Here is a 21,682-nt window from a genome sequence, read left to right on the forward strand (position 1 = left end):
GTTGCCATGTCACTGAATACTCGTCCTAGAAAAGCGTTAGATTGGCTTACACCATTAGAGAAATTTGCTCAGCTTGTTGATTATCATAAGACTTTTCAAACTGTCGCACCTCATGTTTGAATTCGCCAGCTGATTTGCACTTTTTTGTTGTAGGGTAGCCACTGTACGATCTCCAGCCTGCTGAATATCACCCGACTGACAGGCTGCAAAAGTTAAAGGTAATAATGCCAGTACAATAAATTTTAATTTCATAGATTTATAATAAAGAACAAAGAATTGAAATGATAACGGATGCATTTCTAAAAGATATGGATACATATCGCAGATTTTGGTTGCAAAATGTATCCAAATTTAAAAGTTAAAATTTTGAGTTTTCAATCAAGATTAATCGAAGCGGTAGACATCCATGCCCAGAGAACCCATGCTAAAACTGCTATGCACCAGACTAAAGCGGCTTCCGGTCCCCATCGCAAAGAAGATCGGGGCAAAATGCTCCAGTGTTGGATGATTACGCGCCATGTGTGGAATATTGGACCAGTCCAGTATCGCATCATAATCGCTATGGGCCAGTTTATGGACGACAAAATTGCGGAAATCTGATGCCCATACCGGTACATCAGCCGCCGTTCCATCCCAAGACAGTTCACGTAGGTTATGCGTGATACTGCCTGAACCAATCAGCAGGATTTGCTGCTCACGTAGCGGTGCCAGACTTTGACCAATTTTATAGATTTCATCGGCACTCATCGACATGGGCAAGGAAATTTCAACCACTGGAATATCCGCATCCGGATACATATGCAGCAGCGGCATCCATACGCCATGATCACGTGGACGAGTACTATTGGCATGTGCAGCAAAACCGGCATTGGCCAGCAAACCCAAGATCTGCTCGGCCAGTTCAGGATTTCCTGGTGCAGGATAGCGTAATTGATACAGCTCTGGCGGAAAACCACGGAAATCATGCCAGGTCTCTGGTCGAATACCGCTACTGACTTCCAGTGCCTCACTTTCCCAGTGCGCTGACATGATAATAATCGCTTCCGGGCGTGGCAGGTTTTCGCTTAAACGATGCAAGGCAGGACCCACTTGCTCAGGATTCAGCGCCAGCATAGGAGAGCCATGAGAAATAAATAAGCCGGGCAACGTTTGTAAGTTCATAAGTCAAACCACATCTAGAAGATGTCTCAATAATGCATTAAAAATAGCGAAAAAAGCAGGAGGAATTATTCAACAAAACGTTGCATAAACAGAACGCTTCAGCAACGTCATTAACCTGCACGATGGTAGGGATGGTTATGGTTAATGGTCATTGCACGGTACAGTTGTTCAATCAGCATCACCCGAACCATGGGATGGGGAAGTGTGAGCTTAGACAGGGACCAATGCCATGCAGCAGCTTTACGTACTGCTTCCGAATGACCATCTGGCCCGCCAATCGCCAGTACCACATCATTGCCTTCCAGCATCCAGCCTTTCATGGTTTCAGCCAGTTTTTCGGTACTGAACTCACGTCCACCCACTTCTAGCGCAATCAGGATTTCGTTCTGCTTGAGTGCATTTAAAATGCTGTCACCCTCAATATTTCGATATTTCAGGATATCCGCTTCAGAATCGTTTTTGCCGCGCTTGGCCATGGGCAGTTCAATAATCTGGGTCTGTACAAAGGGCTGAATACGTTTGAAATAATCTTCAAAACCAGTCAGCACCCATGCTGGCATTTTTTGACCAATGGTCAGGATACGGATTTTCATACAGACAGATCAATAATTGGATACTTCATTATAACGATCAAACAACACGAAGTTGAGTCAGGAAACAAATTGAAATTGAAATGAAGGATTTAGTGCTGCTTTAATGTCCTGAGTTCAAGTCTCCGCTTGATAAAGGAATGGATAATAATAAATGCGGACTAAGGTCATCATAAAAGGATGTTGTACTTTGCTGCTGTTGGTCACCGGTCTAATCGGCTCAAGTCTCAGTACCGCCAATACCAACACACGCGCTCAAATTTCTCATCTGGAATTGTTTTTCAGCCAGATCATGAGTGTCGATGAATTTCGAAATTACAAGAATGTTAAAGAACTGAATCGAGTGTCTGCATGGATTAAAGGACAGATGCAGCGTTTTGGCATTCCCTGTCAGTTTCAGGTCTATGTAGTTAATAGCCTAAGCTATCGAAATGTCATTTGCCATTTAAATGCTCAGGCCAAAACCAAAATGGTCATGGGCACGCATTATGATGTCTTTAGTGATCGATATGGTGCTGACAATAATGCCTCGGGAGTGGCAGGTTTACTGGAAACCGCAAGATTATTGGCCTTGCAAAAATCCAAGCTCAAACATGAGATCGAATTTGCTTTTTATACCTTGGAAGAGCCGCCTTTTTTCAAGACAGAACATATGGGCAGCTATATTCATGCCAAGTCGCTCAAGAAAAAAAAGCAGAAGCTGAAAGGTGTGGTGATTCTGGATTCAATTGGCTATTTTGATGAAAATCTGGTGCAGACTTATCCGGTGGGGTTGAAATGGATTTATCCAGATCATGGGAACTTTATTGCTGCCATTGGTCATTTGGCCTCGACTGGCATGACCGGAGATTATTGTACTGCCATGCAAAGTCTTAACCGTCTGGAATGTCAACGTTTTATCAGTCCAACTTTTGCTCAGGATATGAATTTTTCTGGTTATCTGAATTATGCCAAATTCAATTATTCGACCATGTTAATTACCGATACGGCGCATTATCGTAACCCTTATTATAATACTGAGCTGGACACCTTGGATAAACTGGATCTGAAAAAGATGACCTATGTGATTGATGGGCTGGTAGAGATGGCCTTGCAACCTTAATCAATTTCTTTACACAATAAAAAACCCTGCCGGAGCAGGGTTTTGGCAAATCAGCTCATCTTAATGACGCGCTGCTTTCGCTTCTTCTTTGGTTTTCACAATCGGTGCTTTAACCAGAGCTTTTGGCAGAGAGGTCAGTGCCAGCGGTAAAATCTCGTCAATCGATTTCACTGCTTTGATCTCTAGACCTTCTTTCACATTTTCTGGAATTTCCGCAAGGTCACGTACGTTTTCCTGTGGAATGAACACCAACTTGATGCCACCACGATGGGCTGCAAGCAGTTTCTCTTTCAAGCCACCGATACGCAGTGCACGACCGCCCAGACTGGTTTCACCTGTCATCGCGATATCCGGACGAATCGGGATACCTGTGAAAGCAGATACCAATGCTGTAGTCAAAGCCAAACCTGCTGATGGACCATCTTTCGGTGTTGCGCCTTCAGGTAAATGCACATGCACGTCGGTTTCTTCAAAGCGCGAGGCTTCGATGCCGAGTTCATCCGCACGGGTACGCACTACAGTCATCGCAGCGGTAATCGATTCTTTCATGACATCGCCAAGAGAACCGGTGGTAATGAACTTGCCTTTACCTGGAACTGCTGCAACTTCAATGGTCAGTAATTCACCACCAACAGAAGTCCAAGCCAGACCATTTACACGGCCAATTTGCGCTTCTTCTTCCGCCATACCGTAGTCAAATTTATGTGCGCCCAAGTAATCTGGAAGATTGCCTGCTGTCACTTCAATTTGAAGGTTTTTGGCTTTTTTGCTCACCGCTTCTTTCACCACTTTACGTGCAATTTTTGACACTTCACGTTCAAGGTTACGTACACCGGCTTCACGTGTATAGCGGCGCACGATGTCACGAATCGCTTCTTCATGCACGGTCAATTCTTTGGCACGTAGACCATTGTTCTTGATGGCTTTAGGAACAAGGTAGCGGTCTGCAATATTGACTTTCTCTTCTTCGGTATAACCCGGAAGACGAATCACTTCCATACGGTCTAGCAGGGCCTCAGGAATGTTCATGCTGTTCGCAGTACAGATAAACATTACTTCAGACAGATCCAGATCTAGATCCAGATAGTGATCGCTAAACTTATTGTTCTGTGATGGATCAAGCACTTCAAGCATTGCAGAAGCCGGATCGCCACGGTAGTCTTGCGCCATCTTGTCGATTTCATCGAGCAGGAACAACGGGTTTTTTACACCTACTTTAGTCAACGACTGCACAATTTTACCTGGCATCGCACCGATATAGGTACGACGGTGACCGCGAATTTCAGCTTCGTCACGCACGCCGCCCAGCGCCATACGCACGAACTCACGCCCAGTCGCCTTGGCAATCGATTCACCGAGTGAAGTTTTACCAACACCTGGAGGACCAACCAAGCATAGAATCGGGCCACGCAATTTTTTCACACGTGACTGAACCGCAAGATATTCCACAATACGATCTTTGACATCGTCCAGACCATAGTGGTCTGCATCCAGAATTTCCTGTGCTTTGTTCAGGTTAATGCTGACTTTGCTGGCTTTATTCCACGGTGTATCCAGAATCACTTCCAGATAGTTGCGTACCACAGCAGCTTCACTTGAAGCAGGCTGCATCGCTTTTAATTTACGGAATTCAGCTTCTGCTTTTTTACGTACATGCTCAGGCAAATCAGCTTCAGCAAGACGTTTTTCAATTTCAGCGACATCATCTTCCGCGCCGCCGTTCATATCAGAAAGCTCGCGCTGAATGACTTTCATTTTTTCATTCAGGAAGTATTCGCGCTGGTTCTTTTCCATCTGACGTTTAACAGAGTCATGCAGGGTTTGCTCAATCTGCTGTTCTTCAGATTGTTGCAATAGATAAGTCATCAGCTCAGTTAAATGCGCTTCGAATTCATCATGTTCCAGGAATTTTTGTTTGACATCAATATTCAATGGAACACGGGTCGCCACGAAGAACAATAACTGTAACAGGTCTTCAATTTTGTTGGCTGCGGTGATCAGTTCACGCGCATTACGTAGCTTCGCTTCTGCATATTGAGCAAAAAGCGCACGTAATTCTTGCAAGCGCACGGCTTGAGTGTCTTCATCCACCGTAACGGTCATTGGGCTGAGTTCATGTTCTGCTGTCAGATACTCATTTTCGTCAATGATGGTTTTCAGTTTGGCACGGTGCAGGCCTTCAATCAGGACTTTGATACAGTTTTCATCATTTTCGTGATTCACAACTTGCACAATCTTCGCGACAGTACCGTATTGATATAAATTGTCGTGATCAATTTCTTCTGTAAGCGAATCTTTTTGCGCAACTACAAATACTAGATTGTCACTGTTACGAGCCACATCAACTGCATTGATCGATTTTTCACGACCGACAAACAGCGCAATTTGCATATGCGGATAAACCACCACATCACGCAGCGCCAAAAGGGGTAGTACACTTGGAACCTGAGGCTCTAAGGTTTCTTGATTCATAATAATTTCAGACATGAGCACTCCTAATGAGTGACAACGGTGTTGCCATGTTTTAATAGTGATGGGTAATTTAAAAAATACAAGGGGCGTTAAGATTAAATTGTATGAAAAATGACTAATTATGTGATTTTAAAGTAGTTCACAACAGGGAAATTGAAAAATTAGCGTTTGAAAGCTAAAAAAACTGTCGGGGTAATAAGAGCATCCAAGGGTTGATCCCATTTTTCCCGTTTTAAGGACTGGCTAAGCAGTTGAAAGTCATGCGCCAGTCCCAGACGGAATGGAAGCCCGGGCGCAGAAGCCAGGGTTCGATCATAAAAACCGCCACCCATCCCGATTCGTGTCCCTGAATGATCACAGGCCAGCAGCGGCATGATCAATAAATCCAGCTTAGAAACATGAGTACCACGTGTCGTCATGGGCTCCCGCATTCCCAGCCGATGATAGGCAAAGCGCTTGTTGCGATATTGATGCTGGCTGATTCGGATCCAGACCAGCTGTTGATTCATGTCGCAAATCGCAGGCAGATAGACCTGTTTGCCCAGTTTAAAGCAGTGTTCAATAATGGTGTGGGTATGAATCTCACCAAAAGCATGCAGATAAATGCCGATGTGCTTGGCATGAATAAATTGCGGGCTGCGTATAAGGCGATTTAAAACTTTTTGTGCAGCTTGCCTTTGCTCAAATTTAGAAAGATGACGACGTGTTTTACGCAGGTATCTTCTTAATTCTTGAATGGTCATAGGGCAAAAAGCGGATCTAACAAAAGTGTGCTCTAGTCTAAGTGGGAATTCTGGAAAAGTAAAAAATAATTGTGATCTTGATTCTCATATGACGAGGTAGCAACCTGGTTAAGTTCAGCAAATTTCATAATGAATCTCATCTCTAGAAACTTGATTAAAATTGGTCAATCAAAGGCATTGAATTATTGGCTGCTTAAAACGTCATATTTTTTTTTGTTTTCTTTGAAGCATGAGTTTTCAAGTAATTCTTTTAATGATCATGAAATAGATTTTGATTAATAAAGGTACAAATCTAAAATCGATTTTTTGTGTTTTTGAGTGAATTATAAAGAAGGGATCAGATCTCTGATTAACCCGATAGATGTAACACATTGTGCCTAGGCAGAGCGCGTAAGACCTAAATCAATGGAGATTAAACATGATGAATATTGCGAAGAACACCATCTGCCTCTGGTATGATAACGAGGCTGAAGCTGCTGCACGATTTTATGCCGAGACATTTCCTGACTCCTCAATTGGCGCGATCAACCTTGCACCCGGAGACTATCCTTCTGGAAAAGAAGGCGATGTCATCACCGTTGACTTTAGGGTGCTGGGTATTAGCTGCATTGGACTAAATGGTGGCCCGGCATTCCAGCATAACGAAGCATTCTCATTTCAGGTGGCAACTGAAGATCAGGAAAGCGAGTGTGGCTGGTGTAAAGACAAGTGGGGCATTTCCTGGCAGATTACGCCAATTGTGCTTATTCAGGCAGTGACCAGTTCTGACCGTGCCGCCGCCAAACGCGCCTTTGATGCAATGATGACCATGAAGAAAATTGACATCTCCGCGATTGAAGCGGCATTTCGTGGTTGAAATGCGAAAATTCAATGAGCCGTTGCAGTTCATATGGCTGTGTAATATTACCCAGCTGTTTGGATGAGTTCCCTTAATTGTTTTTTGAAGTATTTCAGACGAATATCTGACTCTCTTACTCATAGATTCTCTAGGTTTAGGATCATTCAGGTCTGATTTGCACGTAGAAGCTCATCAAAAGATGGGCTTTTATTTTGAACAGTATCTGAAACCTTAAAACAGAGCTTTGCTTGGATGAACTACAACAATCCCTGAATCGAATGGCTGATCAGAATTCTTTTAGCTCTTGTGCATCATGCTGCTACGACAAAAAAACAAATCTACTTCAAAATTGATAACCAATTCATAACCAGAAAAAACATCAAGCCGCTAGTAGCATCTCCAATTGTTTTTTAAAGTAAGTCGATGACGATAAAAAATAACAAGAGATAAAAATGCCTATTCAGCCGGTTCACTTTTTTTTGCCTAGTGCAGGCTTGGCACTTCTGCTGGCGATGACGGCTTGTACTATGCCATCCAAGTCGCCAATTGCTGATAGTTATGGTTCCCAGCCACAGTTACCCAAACCAAAATCCAGCTTGCTGCCTACAGTCAATATTGCACCTGCCAAAGGTTGGCCTGAGGGTAAAATGCCCACTCCCGCTACAGGTTTAAAAGTTCAGGCATTTGCCAAAGGGTTGCAGCATCCGCGCTGGCTCTATGTATTGCCAAATGGTGATGTGCTGGTGGCCGAAACCGATGCACCACCCAAGCCTGATGATAGCAAAGGAATTAAAGGCAAAATCATGAAATGGGTAATGCAGCGAGCCGGCTCATCGCATCCGAGTGCTAACCGCATTAGTCTGCTTCGTGACAGTAATGGTGATGGAGTCGCTGAACAAAAAACTGTATTTTTACAGAATCTCAACTCTCCATTTGGCATGGTACTGGTCGGCAATATGTTGTATGTGGCCAATACTGATGCCCTGATGCGCTTTCCTTATCAAGCAGGTGCTACTCAAATTACTGCAACCGGCACCAAAGTATTGGATTTACCGGCGGGTCGTTTAAACCATCACTGGACCAAAAATGTCATTGCCAATCCTACGGGCAGCAAACTTTATATTACGGTAGGTTCCAACAGTAACGTGGCTGAAAATGGCTTGGATCAAGAAGAAGGCCGGGCACTGATCATGGAATTTGACCTGGCTAATGCTCAAGCACGACCTTTTGCGACCGGACTTCGTAATCCGAATGGTATGGACTGGCAACCACAGAGTGGCAAACTCTGGACGGTAGTCAATGAGCGTGATGAGCTCGGCAATGATCTGGTTCCAGATTATCTCACCTCGGTTAAAGACGGTGCTTTTTATGGCTGGCCCTATAGTTATTATGGCCAACATGTAGATACACGGGTCAAGCCGCAAAACCCTGCACGGGTGGCACGGGCAATTCCACCAGACTATGCTTTGGGTAATCATACAGCATCATTGGGCTTAAGTTTTTATACAGCAGATCTAATGCCTCATTATCGAAATGGTGCACTAATTGGCCAGCATGGCTCATGGAACCGCAAACCGCATAGTGGCTATAAAGTGATTTTTGTTCCCTTTCAAAATGGCCAGCCTTTCGGTCAGCCTCAAGATGTCTTAACCGGATTTTTAAGCGAGCAGGGCAAAGCATTTGGGCGCCCTGTTGGTGTAACCGTAGATTCTGCAGGCGCCATTTTAGTGGCTGATGATGTCGGTGACGTGATTTGGCGGGTATCACCCTTGAATACGGCTGCCAAGTAGCAATCAGTTTTCACCTAAACAGCCCAAAGATGAGGGGTTTCAGTCGAGTGAAAAGCTGCTGGGCAGCGCGAGTGAAAGCAAGGTCTTTTTCATAAAAACGTCAAGACGATAACTGAAAATATAAGTTCGCTAAGCTGATTTAAAATAATTTTTAAGCTGCATTTAAGCTAACTGAATTAGGCTTTTGAGATGTTTTTTAGAATGATACAGCATGCATATTTTTTTGATAACTCTAAAAAGAGCGAACACAGAGTCCAGTAAAAACTGGATATTAAAATTGCAAACACGAACACAAGAGGGTATTTAAAATGAAGTTGATGATTGCCTTTATTTTCCCCTGGTCATTATTTATGACCATTCACAAACCGGTTGAAGCAACAATATGTCTCATGCTGCAGATTTCAATTTTAGGCTGGATTCCTGCCGCAATCTGGGCCATGTTTATTTTAGATCGAGATCAAATAACTTGAAAATTCAATATGTATTTAAAAAGAAAGTTAAAGCGATTTTCTTGTTAAGCATTTTATAGGCCTACCAGATAATGGCATGAATAAAATGAACTTTGAAAAATGACCGAGATAAATACTGAAATATAGAACTGAGAGAAAATTTAGAAAGGATTTTAAGAGAATTATAAGTATATTTTAAGCAAAAAACTAAAGTACTCCGAAGATGCCGCTGCATGTCGTTACCCTGAACCCGATGAGTTCAAGGTGGACGCGACGCATACTTGCTGGGTTTCCTGCACGAAGGCAGGCATACACTCTAAATATGCAGAACGCATCCGGAGATATAAGTATCGGCAGGGATATAGACCCGCTGGCGAACACCTCAGAGATAAGTTAATTATAAACGATAATGTCGGTGTGGCAACTCTATGCTGTTCATGAACTGTAAACAGTTCAGCCAAATGGCCGAAGTTTAAACAGAATATGAGATTATTCTGTTAGTTCCTCAACTTCTTCTAAAATGGTTTGTAACAAACGCTCGCAATGCGCATATTGTTGCAGTGATCTGTTCATGTTCAAGACTTCCTGCATCAGCTCAAGTGCCACCATGATAATCAGCTTGCTGGGTTCCATGCGTGGTGCTTTACGACGAAATTCATCGTATTTATCATTCAATAACTGTGCCGCGCGCTCTAATTCTTCCTGCTTGTCAGGAGTAGAGGCCAGACGGAAACTATGCCCCAATACTCTGAGATCAATTGCAATTTGTTCACTCATGATGAGGCTTCCTCAGTCACTTCAGTCGGATGGGCCAGTTGTTGGATTTCTTGTGCATGATGATCCTGCGCAGTACCGAGAATTGCCAGACGTTGAATAATCGCCTCAACTTTGGCTTTGGCATTTTCATTTTTCTGGGTTAAACGCTCAGATTCCTGATTGAGGCGCTGAATTTCCTGTTGGGCATGACGCTGCTCGATCAGCATCTTTTCCTTCAAAACCCGCAGTTCATTTCGTTCAGCCAGAATTTCCTGAAAACGGTTTTTCAGATCGGTACAGCTTTTTTCCAGACGGCCATAACGGTCTGCCAGTGCAGTTGCATCATTATTGAGCAGTTGAAACTGGGCACGAGAATCTGTCAGCTGTTCGGTCAGGTGTTCATTTTCTTGTTGTTTTTGCGCAATCACGCTGTTCTTTTGTTCAATTTGCTGTTGATGTTGCACCATGGAAGAGTCTTGCTCTTCGCGCAAACTGGAATTCTCACTTTCAAGCCGTGCGAGTCGCGTTTTTAACACGCCAATCTGCACTTGTAGACGCTGTAATTCTTCTAACATATCGAGGTCGCACAGTGTTGCAAACAGAGGTAATATATAAGCAGTATAGAGATTGGATAAACGAATGCAAGACGATATTTCAGGTTGGACCGAATGGCACCGCAATTTTTCTTCAATTGAGGAAATTTCTAGCCCGAGTGAACTGCATGGTTTGCTGACCGGGATTGTTTGTGTCACCCAGGCACCGAGCAGTGAAGAATGGTTACAGATTTTAGAAACACTGGATGTGCCTGAACTGGATGCCGAAGCATTAGAACTGTTGACTGGCGAAGCTGAAGATGTTTTCCATGCATTGTCTGAAGATGAACTGGATTATTTACCTTTGCTTCCAGATGATGAGCATGTGCTCTCAGAACGTGTGCAGGCATTGGCGGACTGGTGCGCAGGCGTGGTGTTAGGTTTTGGTCTGGCTTCTGGTCATATTCGTCAGGACGAAGTAGAACTGATTGAACATTTACAAGATGTAGCCGCGGTTGAGTTTGAAGAATCAGACGATGATGCCGAAGGTGAAGAAAGCTATCAGGAATTGTATGAATTTGTGCGCCTGATTCCAGTGAGCCTGTCTTTGGGACGTAAAAAAGTAGAGGTTGAGGAAACGCCACTCTTGCAGCAATTGACACAAAAAGTGCAGCCTCAGGTTTCTGCTACAGAGGCGCAAAGCGTGGTCGAAATTTTCTCGCCTAAACGTCCAAGCTAACTAAATAGTTAGCTATGTCATCACACTGCTTGAAATCAGGCATATATTTTGCTGTTTCATTAGAATATATGTTCTGTTTTCAAGAGAATATTTCAATAAAAGCATGAATTGACAAGAAGTAAGGTGTAATGAAGAAATTAACACAAGCTGATTTTCAGGAACGTCGCAGTATTCTCGCAGGGGAAATTGGTTTACGCAGTATTGCGATTATCGCGACCAGTCCGGTGGCGATGCGTAACCGTGATGCAGATTATAAATACCGTGCAGACAGTAGTTTCTTCTATTTAACTGGATTTTCAGAACCTGAAGCTGTGGCTGTGATTGAAACTTTTGACACTGAAGAAGAAGGCTATAGCTATAGTTTATTCTGCCGGGAACGTAACCGGGAAATGGAAATCTGGAATGGCTATCGTGCAGGGATTGATGGGGCGATGCAGGATTATGATGCAGATGAAGCCTATCCGATTGATCTGCTAGATGAAGGAATTCTGGAAAAATTACAAAATAAAGACCAGTTATTTTATCGCATTGGCCACAACGCGGATTTTGATGCACGTGTAGCGAAATGGATTGCGACTGCAAGTGGTGAAAGCCGGCGTGGTACGTCTGCACCTGCTCAAGTGATTCAGCTGGATCGTATTATTGACGAAATGCGTCTGCATAAAGATGACAATGAAATTGAACTGATGCAAATTGCTTCAGATATTTCGGCAGATGCACATACTCAAGCGATGCGAGCAGTACGTCCGGGCATGATGGAATATGCACTCGAAGCCGAGCTGAATTATATTTTCGGCAAGAATGGCGGTGTTCCGGCCTATAACAGTATTGTCGGTGGCGGTGAAAATGCCTGCATCCTGCACTACGTAGAAAATGATAAAGCGCTGAAAGATGGTGATTTGGTGTTGATTGATGCCGCGGCTGAATATCAGCTTTATGCTTCAGATATTACCCGTACCTTTCCAGTGAATGGTAAATTCAGTCCGGAACAGAAAGCCTTGTATAACGTGGTACTGGATGCCCAAATCGCTGCGATCAATGCCGTGCAAATTGGCAACTCCTATAAAGAACCGCACAATGTTGCTGTGCGCATCCTGGTGCAAGGTCTGCTTGATCTTGGCTTGATGCAAGGTGATATCGACGACATTATAGAAAAAGAAGCTTTCCGCCAGTTCTACATGCATGGCACGGGTCACTGGCTTGGTATGGATGTGCATGATGTTGGCGCGTATAAGGTCGATGGTGAATGGCGTCCGTATGAAGAAGGCATGGTGGTCACCGTTGAGCCGGGTGTATATATTGCACCTGATGATGAAACTGTGGATGCAAAATGGCGTGGCATTGGCATCCGGATTGAAGATGATGTCGTGGCCACTGCAAATGGCCCGTTGGTGTTAACCGCGAAAGTCGTGAAAACGGTAGAAGACATTGAAGCATTAATGGCGAAAGCACAGGCTGCTTAATTTTAGAGACATGAAAAGCCGATCCTTAGATCGGCTTTTTTTATGACTGCTCTAATAGATTTGAAGCCAGATCTTTTGAGAGATTGCGCAACGATAGTAAAAAAGATTTCAATTACATTTATCACGAACAGGTCAAATAAAACTCACCCAGTTAAAATTTGCAGCTTAAAAATTGACAGGAATTCAACACAGAAAATCGGTTTTTAGCATCAAAGCTACATATTAAATGCGCTTTGCTTCTCATACTTTCTCTGATCCTTAAATAAACTTAAAGAACAGCAGGAGAAGACTTATGAGACTAAATACGATTGACTGGATTGCTTACGCTTTAACAATTATTGGTGGCATCAATTGGGGTTTAATTGGTGCATTCGACTTTAATTTGGTTGCTGCAATCTTTGGTGATATGACTGCGCTTTCTCGAATTGTTTATGTACTGGTTGGTTTGTCGGCATTGTACCTGATCTATACCGGTACGAAATTAGGAAAAACAGTGCATCACACTGAGCCGCATAGCCGAGTGGTGCGTTAATACGCCAACGATTAATCTATATGGCTTACATCCCTACAAGGTTGATTTTAAATAATTAAAATTCGGCTTGAGTGGATGGAATAGTTATCAATAAAACGGAGCTGAGGCTCCGTTTTTATTATGGTGATTTGAGCTAGATGACTGGCTGACAGAGACGGCATTTTGGGTGTTTGGATAGCCATAAAATAGCGGAGTTATGAGGAAAAAACGTCCATAAACAAATGATTTTTTTACCTCCAAGCTGTAGATCTTAGTTCTCCTTAAAAGCTAAGCGACGATTTAAAAAAATAAATGTTGTGCCAATTTTAGTCATACAAAACTATAAATTTAGCTGAAAGTTACAGTTCTTATCTAAAATTTAAGTCTGCATTATTTACTATCATTCTGATTCATTGCATGATCTGAATGAGTCGAAAAATTAATCTTTAAAACTACAAAAGCATATATCTGAATATCTTTGATTCTGAGTAAATAGCCCATGCTCTTAAACGCTCTACCGGTATTTAATCGAAATGTCGCGACTTTAATTGGTCTTTCTGCGGTCATCTTCTGGAGTACGAATGTTGGCTTAATTCGTAGTGTCAGTGAGAGTTTTGGAGCGGTCGCAGGTGCTGCCCTGATTTACAGTGTGGCATCCATTATTTTATTTTTTACCATCGGTCTACCCAAGCTTTCTACTATTCCAAAGCCTTATTTATGGTGGGGAAGTCTTTTATTTGTTGCTTATGAATTATGTTTTGCCCTTTCTATTGGTTATGCTCAAAATAGTCGGCAAGCCATTGAAGTAGGGATGATTAATTATCTATGGCCGACTTTTACCTTATTATTTGCAATCATTTTTAACAAGGTTAAAGCCAATCTCTTAATTCTTCCTGGTTGCCTATTGGCCTTGGTTGGAATTTGTTGGGTTTTAGGCGGAGATACCGGCTTTGATCTCTTACAAATATGGAGCAATTTGAAAGCTAATCCTCTTAGTTATGGTTTAGCTTTTGCTGCAGCGGTTTTGTGGGCTGCATATTGTTCCGTGACCGTAAAAACTTCTCAAGGTAAAAACTTGGTCACGATATTCTTTGCCCTTGCTGCGGTTGTGCTCTGGATCAAATATTTCCTGATGAATGGAGCAGCGCTTAATTTTACTTATGATAATACCGTCACTTTGATTATGGCAGCCGGAGCTTTAGGTTTGGGATATGGTGCCTGGAATATTGGAATTATTTCTGGAAACATGACATTAATGGCGGGTGCTTCCTATTTTACTCCGGTGTTATCTGCTTTATTTGCAGCATTATTGCTGAGTACGTCTTTGTCTTTTGGTTTTTGGCAGGGTGTGGCAATGGTTACGGCTGGAGCAATTCTGTGCTGGTTGGCCACCCGGAAACAATAAACATCAGAGGCGAGACACGCTATTTCATTATAAAAAAGAATTTTTTTGAGCTAATATAAAATCCATCATGATTATAAGTATCTATTGACTTGGATACGACATTGAAAGGATTACAGCATGCAACAAGAAGTCATCATTGTCGGTGGTGGTATGGTGGGCTTAAGCCTCGCACTGATGTTGGCGAAAACCAATATTGCAGTCAAACTTTTGGAAGCCATCAAATATCCAGATTATGATGATGAACATCTTGCCCCGTATCATTCCAGTTTTGATGCGCGTAACAGTGCCTTGTCGCGCCGTAGTGTACAGATCTATCAGGAACTCGGCCTTTGGGATGCACTACAGCAACATGCCACACCAATTCTGGAAGTCAATATTACCGAACAAGGCAGCTTTGGTAAGGCACGCCTAAAAGCAGAACAGGAAAAAGTCGAAAGTTTCGGTCAGGTGATTGAAAATGCCTGGCTCGGCCGTGTGCTGCTGACCCAAGTGAAAAAACAGCCACTGATTGAACTGATTGATGGTGTACAAGTCACATCGCTGACCCAAGATGCCGATTGTGCTTATATTCAGGCGCAGCGTGGTGAATCTGAGCTGACTTTACAATCTAAACTGGTCATTGCCGCAGACGGTCGTGATTCTTTCTGCCGTAAAGCATTGGGCATTGGTACTTCAGAACACGATTATAATCAGGTCGCGATTGTGACCACAGTACAAACCTCGAAGCCCCATGGTCATGTCGGTTTTGAGCGTTTCAGTCATTTAGGCCCTTTGGCGTTATTGCCATTGCCAGGTGAATATCGCCGTTCCGTGGTCTGGCCGGTAAAAAAAGGCACAGAAGGTGAATGGTTGGGCGATGAAAATGATCAGCATTTTCTTGATGCCTTGCAAGAGACCTATGGCGATCGTGCCGGAAAATTCCAGAAAACCGGTCGCCGTTTTAGCTTCCCACTCTCTCAAGTCCTGGCAGAAAAACAGGCCGTTGGCCGTGTGGTATTGATGGGCAATGCTGCACATACCATCCATCCTGTAGCCGGACAGGGCTTTAACCTGTGTATGCGCGATGCTTATGTGCTTAATCGCTATTTGGCAGAGCAACTTGAGCAGGGTGCTGATTTAGGCAATGCAGCCATGCTACAGGACTACGAAAAATCACGCCTGAAAGATCAGCAGCGGGTCATTAAATTCTGTGATTCAGTGGTACGCGGTTTTAGTAACCAGAATCCATTCCTCAAACTGATGCGTAACACAGGCTTAATCTGCTTTGAAAATATTCCAGGCATTAAACCTTTGGTTGCGAATTATGCCATGGGATTAAAAGCATGAGCTTAAATCAAAATAACGAAATCTTGGATGTGGTCATTATTGGCGGTGGACTGGTCGGTGGACTGACTGCACTTCTGCTGGCGCAAGGTGGTGTGCAGCCTACAGTTTTAGACGCTGCCCCAATTTTAGATGCAGATAAGGCATTAGGTGTAGCGAATCCACGTGTTTTGGCGCTGAGTCAGGCAACCATTCACCTATTAAAAATAGTCGGTGTATGGGAAAAACTGGCACGTCAGCAGCCTTATACCGGTATGCAGGTCTGGAATAAAAATGGCTATGGTGATATTAATTTCGGCCAGCCTTCAGAAAAAATACCCTCAGTAGAACAGGCCTTAGGTTCGATGGTGGAACCGAGTATCCTGAATCTGGCTATTCAGCAAAAGATGCTTGACGCTGTACAGGATTACCGTACCGAAGTTAAAGTCAGCCGGGTAGAACGCGGAGTCGGTGTCTGGATCATTCATCTGGCCGATGGCACACAGCTTAAAACCAAGCTGGTGATTGGTGCAGATGGTGCCAACTCCTTTGTCCGTGAGCAAGCTTTCATCGATATTGATGTACTGGACTATAAACAGGCCGGGATCAGCTGTGCGATTCAAACTGTACAGCCCCATCAGCATATGGCGCGCCAGATTTTTCTGGAAACTGGCCCTCTGGCTTTTTTACCGATGGCCAGCTTAAAAAAAGAAGAGCAGGGACATTGGCAATCCATCGTCTGGACTTTGCCGGATGATTATGCTGAAGAATATGCAGGGTTGTCAGATGCTGACTTTACACAGCTATTGACCCGTGAAAGTCATCATATGCTCGGTGAGGTCGTACAAGCGACACCACGTGCGACTTTTCCATTAAAAGCACGTGCCGCCCAACACTATGTTCAAGATGGTCTGGCTTTGATTGGTGATGCTGCCCATGTGATTCATCCGCTGGCAGGTCAAGGGGTGAATATTGGCTGTCTGGATGCTGCCGTGCTCTGTGATGTATTGCTGCATGATCAGTCACGTGGTGTTTGGGCACATGAGCAAAGCCTGAAGCGTTATGAGCACCGCCGTAAAGGACAAAACGATGCCATGATGCACAGCATGTCTGCGATTGGCTGGATGGAAACGACTTCATTTTTCCCGATGGTTTGGGCACGTAATTTCGGTCTGAAACAGGTAGAAAATCAGCCAATGTTAAAAGATGCATTTATGGCACAGGCCAATGGTCTGAGTTTACTTAAAGACACACGCTATGCAGCTTAACGTTGAAATGTAAATTTTTTAAACAAACATCCATAAAGAGTAACGATTTTGTTTAAAAAAAATACGATTTTTTAATATTTGGTACTAGGCGAATGCCACATAGATTGCTAAATTTCACTTAATTCGACACCTGGCTTTAAATACAAAGCGAGCGCTCATTTTGGGGGAGATGCAAATGACAGACATGAATGATTATGACGACGACGTTGAAGATTCAATCGTTGACGATGATGAAGCAAAAGCAGCTGAAAAAGGCGCAACAGAGAGTACAGAGGTCGTCAATGATAACGATCTTGCAGAAGCTGAAACTTTGACAGTGACTGCAAAGTTAAAGAAGCGTCAGGCACTTGAAGACGAAATTGCGGCTTTTCTCGCAAGTGGCGGCCGTATCGTTGAAGTACCGGCAGATGAGTCAGTAGCTAAAGAATAAGTCATTCCTTGACTTGGCTTTATAAAAAAACACCACATCAGTTGTGGTGTTTTTTTTGCAAAAATAAAAGTGATAGATAGCTAGAATATTAATCGTTGGCTGATGTCAGTTCTAAAGCACGTTGATAAGCCACTTTCTTTTTGATACCGCTTAAATCTGCTGCCAGTTGTGAAGCTGCTTTGACTGACAGATCCTGTAATAAGCGATTCAATAATTTATCCAGCTTTTCCTGATCCAGATCTTTTTCTTCGGTTGCTCCGCCAATCACCAGAACAATTTCACCTTTTTGCTGATTATGATCATTAGCAATGAATTCGACCAGTTCACCTAAAGTCATTTTCTTGATGGTTTCAAAAGTCTTGGTAATTTCACGCGCGAAGCCAACAGGACGGTCTGCTCCAAATATGCTCGCCATATCTTTAACGCATTCCAGAATCCGGTGCGGTGCTTCATAGAAAATCAGGGTCTGGGTTTCATCTTTGAGTTTTTCCAGATTCAGCAGGCGCTGACTTTGTCTGGATGGCAGAAAGCCTTCAAAACTGAAACGGTCACTTGGCAAGCCGACCGCACTTAAGGCCGCAATCGCAGCACAAGCACCGGGCACAGGAATAACACGGATATTATGCGCTTGAGCAGCCCGAACAAATTTAAAACCAGGATCGCTAATCAGGGGCGTGCCAGCATCACTGATCAGGGCCATATCTTCGCCGTTCAGTAGACGCTGGATCAGCTGCTCAATTTTGTTGCTTTCATTATGTTCATGACATGCAGTCAAAGGTGTTTGAATATTAAAGTGTTTAAGCAACTGTGCCGAAGTTCGTGTATCCTCAGCAGCAATCAGACTCACCGACTTCAACACCTGAATTGCACGATAACTAATATCATCTAAGTGCCCGATTGGAGTCGCAACAACAAATAACTGAGCACTCATAGGTTTCTCCATGTGGAATAAATTGAATAATAAAAAATGGAAGATGAAAAATAAAATATTAGGCTTGTGTTTAGTCAGCTGCATCAGCAGCGTTCAAGCAGAAGTGTTGATCATTCTACCCGAATCCGGGCCTTTGGCGCGAGCTGCATCGAGTATCAAACAGGGTTTTCTCAGTGCCTATACCGCTTCAGGACACAAGATTCCGCTGAAATGGGTCAATGCCAATCAGAAAAATATCTCCCAGCTACTTAAACAGCATGTCAATAAAAAGACCAGAATGGTGGTGGGGCCATTGGCACGTAGCGACGTGGAACAACTGCTGAACAGCAAACCCAAAGTACGTACCCTCAGCCTGAATGAAGTGGCTGATGTCTCTCCCAATGTCTGGCAGTTCAGTCTATCCAAGAAAGATGATGCCGCTGCCTTAAAAGCACTTTTATTCAAAGACGGGATTCGGCAACTGCTGATTTTACGCCAGCCGGGCAGTGAAGCGGAGCATGAACTGTTGTTGATGTCCTTGCTGAGCCAGAGTGATCTGAAATTTAAAATCGTAGATAAACCACCACGATTTTTAATGCCCAAGCAGGGATTATTGTTTCTGGGCAATGCAGAATGGATGGCTGTCATGCCTGAATTAAATCGTTCACGGATGTATACCGTAGCCAATGCCATGAGCGAACAGCACAAGCTGCCACAAGGGATCAAGTTTTGTGATGTTCCAGTGCTTTACTTAGCGGATTGGCCGGATGTGCTGCAAGCTTATGCCAAGGAACCGGTTAATCTGTCTTATCAGCGCCTGATTGCTTTTGGCGGCGATGCCTGGCACATCACCCAGCAGTATTTATCTCAGCCGCGGCTGCAAACGATTGAATTTCAGGGCAGAACCGGCCGGATTCAGATCACTGAACACGGTGTCCAGCGTACTCCGCAATGTTTTCAGTACAGTGGCACAGGTGTAAAGCTGCTCTAACAGGGAAAGAGAATAATGCGACAGCAATTAGGTACATGGGCAGAACAGCAAGCCGCCCAACTGATGCAGCAGCAGGGATTTCAATTGCTTACAGCCAATTATCACAGCCGTTATGGTGAACTGGATCTGATTCTGGTACGTGAACAGGAGCTGATCTTTGTTGAAGTCAAAGCTCGTGCACACACCGGATATGCGCAAGCGATCGAGTCGGTGTCGAAAGCAAAACAGGGCAAGATGCTCAAGACGGCAATGTGCTTTATTCAGAAAAATCCACAATTTGCACACTATTACTATCGTTTTGACGTGATTTGTTTTGATTTTAAACAGCAATTTGCAAAAACCCTACAGCATGACTTTTCGCAATACCCTTATGATCTGGAATGGATTGAAAATGCTTTTACTTTTGATCAAGAGTTTATTAATCTGTGAATAAAATAAGGTCTAAAGATGCTTATATTTGCCTCAAGATCATTGTAAAGTTCAAGCAGAGTTGCCATGATCTGAGCTTAAAGACAGATTATTAGATTGAAAAAGACGTAATAAAATGAAGGAGTCTTGCTGAGTGGTTAAGCGTATTGCAATAACAATGCTGTGTGTCGCAAGTTTATCAGGTTGTGCCAGTTTTATTTCTAGCGGCACAGGTACGGCTCCTGTAGGAACTGAGAGTGGGGCGCGTACCTTGGGGCAGGTGTTTATTGATTCCTCGATTGTCCGTACTGCAAAAATTAATCTTTATAAACTAGATTCGCGCTTCAAACAGGCCCGGGTCAATATTGAAAGTTTTCATGGCAATGTCTTGCTGACCGGTCAGGTGCCCGATGCACATCTCAAGCAGCTGGCAGAAGACAATGTCAAATCCATGAGCGATGTCAAAGCGGTACATAATTTTATTACTGTAGGCAACCAGATCAGCTATAGCACCATCATGCAGGATACTGCGGTCACAGCGAATACCCGTGGCCTGATCATGAAAGCCACTGTGGTTGCGGACAGTAAAGTACATGTGCATACTGAAGATGGCGTGCTGTATGTGATGGGACGTTTGAACAGCGCAGAAATTGCTGACCTGAATCAGGTATTGCAGCAAGTGGGCAATGTCACCAAAATTGTGACCCTGATTGATAATGTTGAACAGTCTTCAAATCTGAGCAGTCAGAACTTTGCAGCACCTGCTTATGCACAGCCCGGTATCGAACAGACGCCGGTTGCGATAGATCCTGATACGGTTGAACCAACCGATGCTCCATAAGGTCGGTCATTTTAAAAACCAATTGTCGAATCAGATTCTGGAAGTCCAGCAACGCTATAAAGCATTTAGACTCTATGATTTTGGCAGTTATGCGTTGAATCGTTTAACGCCTAAACAGGGTTACACGATCGAAACTCAGCTGGCTTATGGTCTAAAATCACGGCAACGCTTTGATCTGTTCCGTAGCCAGCAGCCTTTGCCCCATCGCCCCCTGATTGTTTTTGTACATGGCGGCGCGTGGTTGCATGGCGATAAAAAGGATTATCAGTTCATTGGTGAGGCCTTTGCCAAAGAAGGCTATGATGTGGTGGTGATGAATTATCATCTGGCACCACAACATATTTTCCCAGCCTATATTGATGATCTGCATTTATTATTGAACCACTTGCAGCAGTCTGCCGGCCGGTTAGATATCTGTGCTGAAAACCTGGTTTTGATGGGACATTCGGCTGGGGCATTCAATGTCATGTCTGCACTGTATCATCCGCAATCTGCCAGCATTGACCACAGTCTAATCCGTGCGATTATTGGTCTGGCGGGGCCTTATCATTTTGATTATAAAAATGATCCGATTTGTGCTGATGCTTTTGATCAGACGGTGCCATATCAGCAGGTCATGCCTTATTATTTTGTTAAAAATAGCCCAACCCGACATTATCTGTTTATTGCCGAAAAGGACAACATCGTTGGCCATTTTAATAGTCAGGATCTAGATCGGGTATTGCGAGAAAAGGGCAATCATAGCCATTTGATTCATATTCCGAAACTTGGCCATATTACAATCGTAGGTTCATTATCTAGTTTGTTCAGTCGCTATTTCCAGACCAAAGCGCAGGTGCTTTGGGCACTCGAGGATGCATTTAGATCTCGAGACTGATAGCGGGATTTAACCCAGTAGTAAGGCATAAAAAAGAATCCAGGAGATTATCTCCCTTGGATTCTTTTTTTATTGGTTCAGCCAAACTTGAGCTCAATAAGAG

General features: G+C 43.6%; 22 protein-coding genes, 1 other RNA gene and 1 pseudogene. 16 read left to right on the top strand and 8 right to left on the bottom strand.

Annotation, left to right across the window (positions count from 1 at the left end; translation table 11 throughout):
* A pseudogene (locus FTT75_RS04070) lies at positions 1-120 on the top strand (IS30 family transposase); the annotation flags it as partial.
* A gap of 264 nt (positions 121-384) precedes the next feature.
* Here FTT75_RS04070 and FTT75_RS04075 read toward each other — a convergent pair.
* Complete coding sequence (locus FTT75_RS04075; protein ID WP_005096339.1) at positions 385-1,161, bottom strand: class III extradiol ring-cleavage dioxygenase; 777 nt, start codon at positions 1,159-1,161, stop codon at positions 385-387.
* Between the two features lie 110 nt (positions 1,162-1,271).
* Positions 1,272-1,754 (bottom strand): 23S rRNA (pseudouridine(1915)-N(3))-methyltransferase RlmH, encoded by a 483-nt coding sequence (gene rlmH / locus FTT75_RS04080; protein ID WP_005096341.1) that lies wholly within the window; start codon positions 1,752-1,754, stop codon positions 1,272-1,274.
* Positions 1,755-1,905: 151 nt separating this feature from the next.
* On the opposite strand from rlmH, the gene FTT75_RS04085 reads away from it, so the two are divergent.
* Positions 1,906-2,853, top strand: a complete 948-nt coding sequence (locus FTT75_RS04085) for a M28 family peptidase (RefSeq protein ID WP_159516446.1) — start codon at positions 1,906-1,908, stop codon at positions 2,851-2,853.
* A 60-nt stretch (positions 2,854-2,913) separates the two neighbouring features.
* Here the strand turns inward: FTT75_RS04085 and lon are convergent, their stop codons facing one another.
* Positions 2,914-5,340 (bottom strand): endopeptidase La, encoded by a 2,427-nt coding sequence (lon, locus tag FTT75_RS04090; protein ID WP_180185932.1) that lies wholly within the window; start codon positions 5,338-5,340, stop codon positions 2,914-2,916.
* Between the two features lie 146 nt (positions 5,341-5,486).
* Positions 5,487-6,068, bottom strand: coding sequence for a 5-formyltetrahydrofolate cyclo-ligase (locus FTT75_RS04095; RefSeq protein ID WP_100328790.1), 582 nt, complete (start codon positions 6,066-6,068; stop codon positions 5,487-5,489).
* 421 nt (positions 6,069-6,489) lie between these two features.
* Here FTT75_RS04095 and FTT75_RS04100 point away from each other — a divergent pair, with 421 nt between their 5' ends.
* The 3 genes from FTT75_RS04100 to FTT75_RS04110 all read left to right on the top strand — a co-directional run bounded on the left by FTT75_RS04100 (position 6,490) and on the right by FTT75_RS04110 (position 9,166).
* On the top strand, positions 6,490-6,924 hold the full coding sequence (locus FTT75_RS04100) for a VOC family protein (RefSeq protein WP_180185968.1): 435 nt from the start codon (positions 6,490-6,492) through the stop codon (positions 6,922-6,924).
* Between the two features lie 494 nt (positions 6,925-7,418).
* Positions 7,419-8,696 carry a sorbosone dehydrogenase family protein gene (locus FTT75_RS04105; RefSeq protein ID WP_244881215.1) on the top strand — a complete coding sequence of 426 codons (1,278 nt, stop codon included), beginning with the start codon at positions 7,419-7,421 and terminating at the stop codon, positions 8,694-8,696.
* Between the two features lie 308 nt (positions 8,697-9,004).
* On the top strand, positions 9,005-9,166 hold the full coding sequence (locus FTT75_RS04110) for a YqaE/Pmp3 family membrane protein (protein WP_005096350.1): 162 nt from the start codon (positions 9,005-9,007) through the stop codon (positions 9,164-9,166).
* A gap of 190 nt (positions 9,167-9,356) precedes the next feature.
* Here the strand turns inward: FTT75_RS04110 and ssrS are convergent.
* The 3 genes from ssrS to FTT75_RS04125 all read right to left on the bottom strand — a co-directional run bounded on the left by ssrS (position 9,357) and on the right by FTT75_RS04125 (position 10,476).
* A non-coding RNA gene (gene ssrS, locus FTT75_RS04115) (6S RNA) lies at positions 9,357-9,537 on the bottom strand.
* 97 nt (positions 9,538-9,634) lie between these two features.
* The gene (locus FTT75_RS04120; protein ID WP_004279505.1) at positions 9,635-9,922 is read right to left on the bottom strand and encodes a cell division protein ZapA; all 288 of its coding nucleotides are present in this window, start codon (positions 9,920-9,922) and stop codon (positions 9,635-9,637) included.
* Positions 9,919-10,476 carry a hypothetical protein gene (locus FTT75_RS04125; RefSeq protein WP_100328787.1) on the bottom strand — a complete coding sequence of 186 codons (558 nt, stop codon included), beginning with the start codon at positions 10,474-10,476 and terminating at the stop codon, positions 9,919-9,921. Before FTT75_RS04125 ends, FTT75_RS04120 begins: the two co-directional genes overlap by 4 nt.
* 64 nt (positions 10,477-10,540) lie before the next feature.
* On the opposite strand from FTT75_RS04125, the gene FTT75_RS04130 reads away from it, so the two are divergent.
* The 7 genes from FTT75_RS04130 (at position 10,541) to FTT75_RS04160 (ending at position 17,552) form a co-directional block, all read left to right on the top strand.
* Positions 10,541-11,173: a UPF0149 family protein gene (locus FTT75_RS04130; RefSeq protein ID WP_159138035.1), complete on the top strand. Its 633-nt coding sequence runs from the start codon at positions 10,541-10,543 to the stop codon at positions 11,171-11,173.
* 128 nt (positions 11,174-11,301) lie between these two features.
* Entirely contained in the window at positions 11,302-12,636 is a 1,335-nt protein-coding gene (gene pepP, locus FTT75_RS04135) for a Xaa-Pro aminopeptidase (RefSeq protein WP_005096353.1), read from the top strand.
* A 292-nt stretch (positions 12,637-12,928) separates the two neighbouring features.
* Positions 12,929-13,168 (top strand): DUF378 domain-containing protein, encoded by a 240-nt coding sequence (locus tag FTT75_RS04140; protein WP_005096354.1) that lies wholly within the window; start codon positions 12,929-12,931, stop codon positions 13,166-13,168.
* A 478-nt stretch (positions 13,169-13,646) separates the two neighbouring features.
* Positions 13,647-14,552 (top strand): aromatic amino acid DMT transporter YddG, encoded by a 906-nt coding sequence (gene yddG / locus FTT75_RS04145; protein WP_180185934.1) that lies wholly within the window; start codon positions 13,647-13,649, stop codon positions 14,550-14,552.
* 117 nt (positions 14,553-14,669) lie between these two features.
* Positions 14,670-15,878 carry a 2-octaprenyl-6-methoxyphenyl hydroxylase gene (gene ubiH, locus FTT75_RS04150; RefSeq protein ID WP_180185935.1) on the top strand — a complete coding sequence of 403 codons (1,209 nt, stop codon included), beginning with the start codon at positions 14,670-14,672 and terminating at the stop codon, positions 15,876-15,878.
* The gene (locus FTT75_RS04155) at positions 15,875-17,122 is read left to right on the top strand and encodes an FAD-dependent monooxygenase (RefSeq protein WP_180076042.1); all 1,248 of its coding nucleotides are present in this window, start codon (positions 15,875-15,877) and stop codon (positions 17,120-17,122) included. Before ubiH ends, FTT75_RS04155 begins: the two co-directional genes overlap by 4 nt.
* 175 nt (positions 17,123-17,297) lie before the next feature.
* Entirely contained in the window at positions 17,298-17,552 is a 255-nt protein-coding gene (locus tag FTT75_RS04160) for a hypothetical protein (RefSeq protein WP_005171865.1), read from the top strand.
* Between the two features lie 88 nt (positions 17,553-17,640).
* Here FTT75_RS04160 and rsmI read toward each other — a convergent pair whose 3' ends face one another.
* Entirely contained in the window at positions 17,641-18,483 is an 843-nt protein-coding gene (gene rsmI, locus FTT75_RS04165) for a 16S rRNA (cytidine(1402)-2'-O)-methyltransferase (protein WP_100355256.1), read from the bottom strand.
* A gap of 10 nt (positions 18,484-18,493) precedes the next feature.
* Between rsmI and FTT75_RS04170 the strand changes: the two genes are divergently transcribed.
* The 4 genes from FTT75_RS04170 (at position 18,494) to FTT75_RS04185 (ending at position 21,579) form a co-directional block, all read left to right on the top strand.
* Positions 18,494-19,453: a penicillin-binding protein activator gene (locus tag FTT75_RS04170; RefSeq protein ID WP_005096363.1), complete on the top strand. Its 960-nt coding sequence runs from the start codon at positions 18,494-18,496 to the stop codon at positions 19,451-19,453.
* A gap of 15 nt (positions 19,454-19,468) precedes the next feature.
* The gene (locus FTT75_RS04175; protein ID WP_005096365.1) at positions 19,469-19,882 is read left to right on the top strand and encodes a YraN family protein; all 414 of its coding nucleotides are present in this window, start codon (positions 19,469-19,471) and stop codon (positions 19,880-19,882) included.
* Between the two features lie 133 nt (positions 19,883-20,015).
* Entirely contained in the window at positions 20,016-20,702 is a 687-nt protein-coding gene (locus tag FTT75_RS04180) for a BON domain-containing protein (RefSeq protein ID WP_005096366.1), read from the top strand.
* A complete protein-coding gene (locus FTT75_RS04185; RefSeq protein ID WP_180185936.1) occupies positions 20,692-21,579 on the top strand; it encodes an alpha/beta hydrolase in 888 nt (295 codons plus the stop codon). Before FTT75_RS04180 ends, FTT75_RS04185 begins: the two co-directional genes overlap by 11 nt.
* Positions 21,580-21,682: the final 103 nt, after the last annotated feature.

Source organism: Acinetobacter sp. YH01008, from assembly GCF_013420435.1.
Classification (GTDB): Bacteria; Pseudomonadota; Gammaproteobacteria; order Pseudomonadales; family Moraxellaceae; genus Acinetobacter; species Acinetobacter pseudolwoffii.

Bases quoted from the DNA above. Each gene is read 5' to 3' on its own strand.
- ubiH (WP_180185935.1), top strand. From the start codon at position 14,670: ATGCAACAAGAAGTCATCATTGTCGGTGGTGGTATGGTGGGCTTAAGC.
- FTT75_RS04075 (WP_005096339.1), bottom strand. From the start codon at position 1,161: ATGAACTTACAAACGTTGCCCGGCTTATTTATTTCTCATGGCTCTCCT.
- FTT75_RS04175 (WP_005096365.1), top strand. From the start codon at position 19,469: ATGCGACAGCAATTAGGTACATGGGCAGAACAGCAAGCCGCCCAACTG.
- FTT75_RS04170 (WP_005096363.1), top strand. From the start codon at position 18,494: ATGTGGAATAAATTGAATAATAAAAAATGGAAGATGAAAAATAAAATA.
- FTT75_RS04160 (WP_005171865.1), top strand. From the start codon at position 17,298: ATGACAGACATGAATGATTATGACGACGACGTTGAAGATTCAATCGTT.
- FTT75_RS04140 (WP_005096354.1), top strand. From the start codon at position 12,929: ATGAGACTAAATACGATTGACTGGATTGCTTACGCTTTAACAATTATT.
- FTT75_RS04125 (WP_100328787.1), bottom strand. From the start codon at position 10,476: ATGTTAGAAGAATTACAGCGTCTACAAGTGCAGATTGGCGTGTTAAAA.
- FTT75_RS04155 (WP_180076042.1), top strand. From the start codon at position 15,875: ATGAGCTTAAATCAAAATAACGAAATCTTGGATGTGGTCATTATTGGC.
- FTT75_RS04095 (WP_100328790.1), bottom strand. From the start codon at position 6,068: ATGACCATTCAAGAATTAAGAAGATACCTGCGTAAAACACGTCGTCAT.
- FTT75_RS04120 (WP_004279505.1), bottom strand. From the start codon at position 9,922: ATGAGTGAACAAATTGCAATTGATCTCAGAGTATTGGGGCATAGTTTC.
- FTT75_RS04085 (WP_159516446.1), top strand. From the start codon at position 1,906: ATGCGGACTAAGGTCATCATAAAAGGATGTTGTACTTTGCTGCTGTTG.
- FTT75_RS04110 (WP_005096350.1), top strand. From the start codon at position 9,005: ATGAAGTTGATGATTGCCTTTATTTTCCCCTGGTCATTATTTATGACC.
- FTT75_RS04105 (WP_244881215.1), top strand. From the start codon at position 7,419: ATGACGGCTTGTACTATGCCATCCAAGTCGCCAATTGCTGATAGTTAT.
- rsmI (WP_100355256.1), bottom strand. From the start codon at position 18,483: ATGAGTGCTCAGTTATTTGTTGTTGCGACTCCAATCGGGCACTTAGAT.
- FTT75_RS04130 (WP_159138035.1), top strand. From the start codon at position 10,541: ATGCAAGACGATATTTCAGGTTGGACCGAATGGCACCGCAATTTTTCT.
- rlmH (WP_005096341.1), bottom strand. From the start codon at position 1,754: ATGAAAATCCGTATCCTGACCATTGGTCAAAAAATGCCAGCATGGGTG.
- FTT75_RS04185 (WP_180185936.1), top strand. From the start codon at position 20,692: ATGCTCCATAAGGTCGGTCATTTTAAAAACCAATTGTCGAATCAGATT.
- lon (WP_180185932.1), bottom strand. From the start codon at position 5,340: ATGTCTGAAATTATTATGAATCAAGAAACCTTAGAGCCTCAGGTTCCA.
- yddG (WP_180185934.1), top strand. From the start codon at position 13,647: ATGCTCTTAAACGCTCTACCGGTATTTAATCGAAATGTCGCGACTTTA.
- FTT75_RS04100 (WP_180185968.1), top strand. From the start codon at position 6,490: ATGAATATTGCGAAGAACACCATCTGCCTCTGGTATGATAACGAGGCT.
- pepP (WP_005096353.1), top strand. From the start codon at position 11,302: ATGAAGAAATTAACACAAGCTGATTTTCAGGAACGTCGCAGTATTCTC.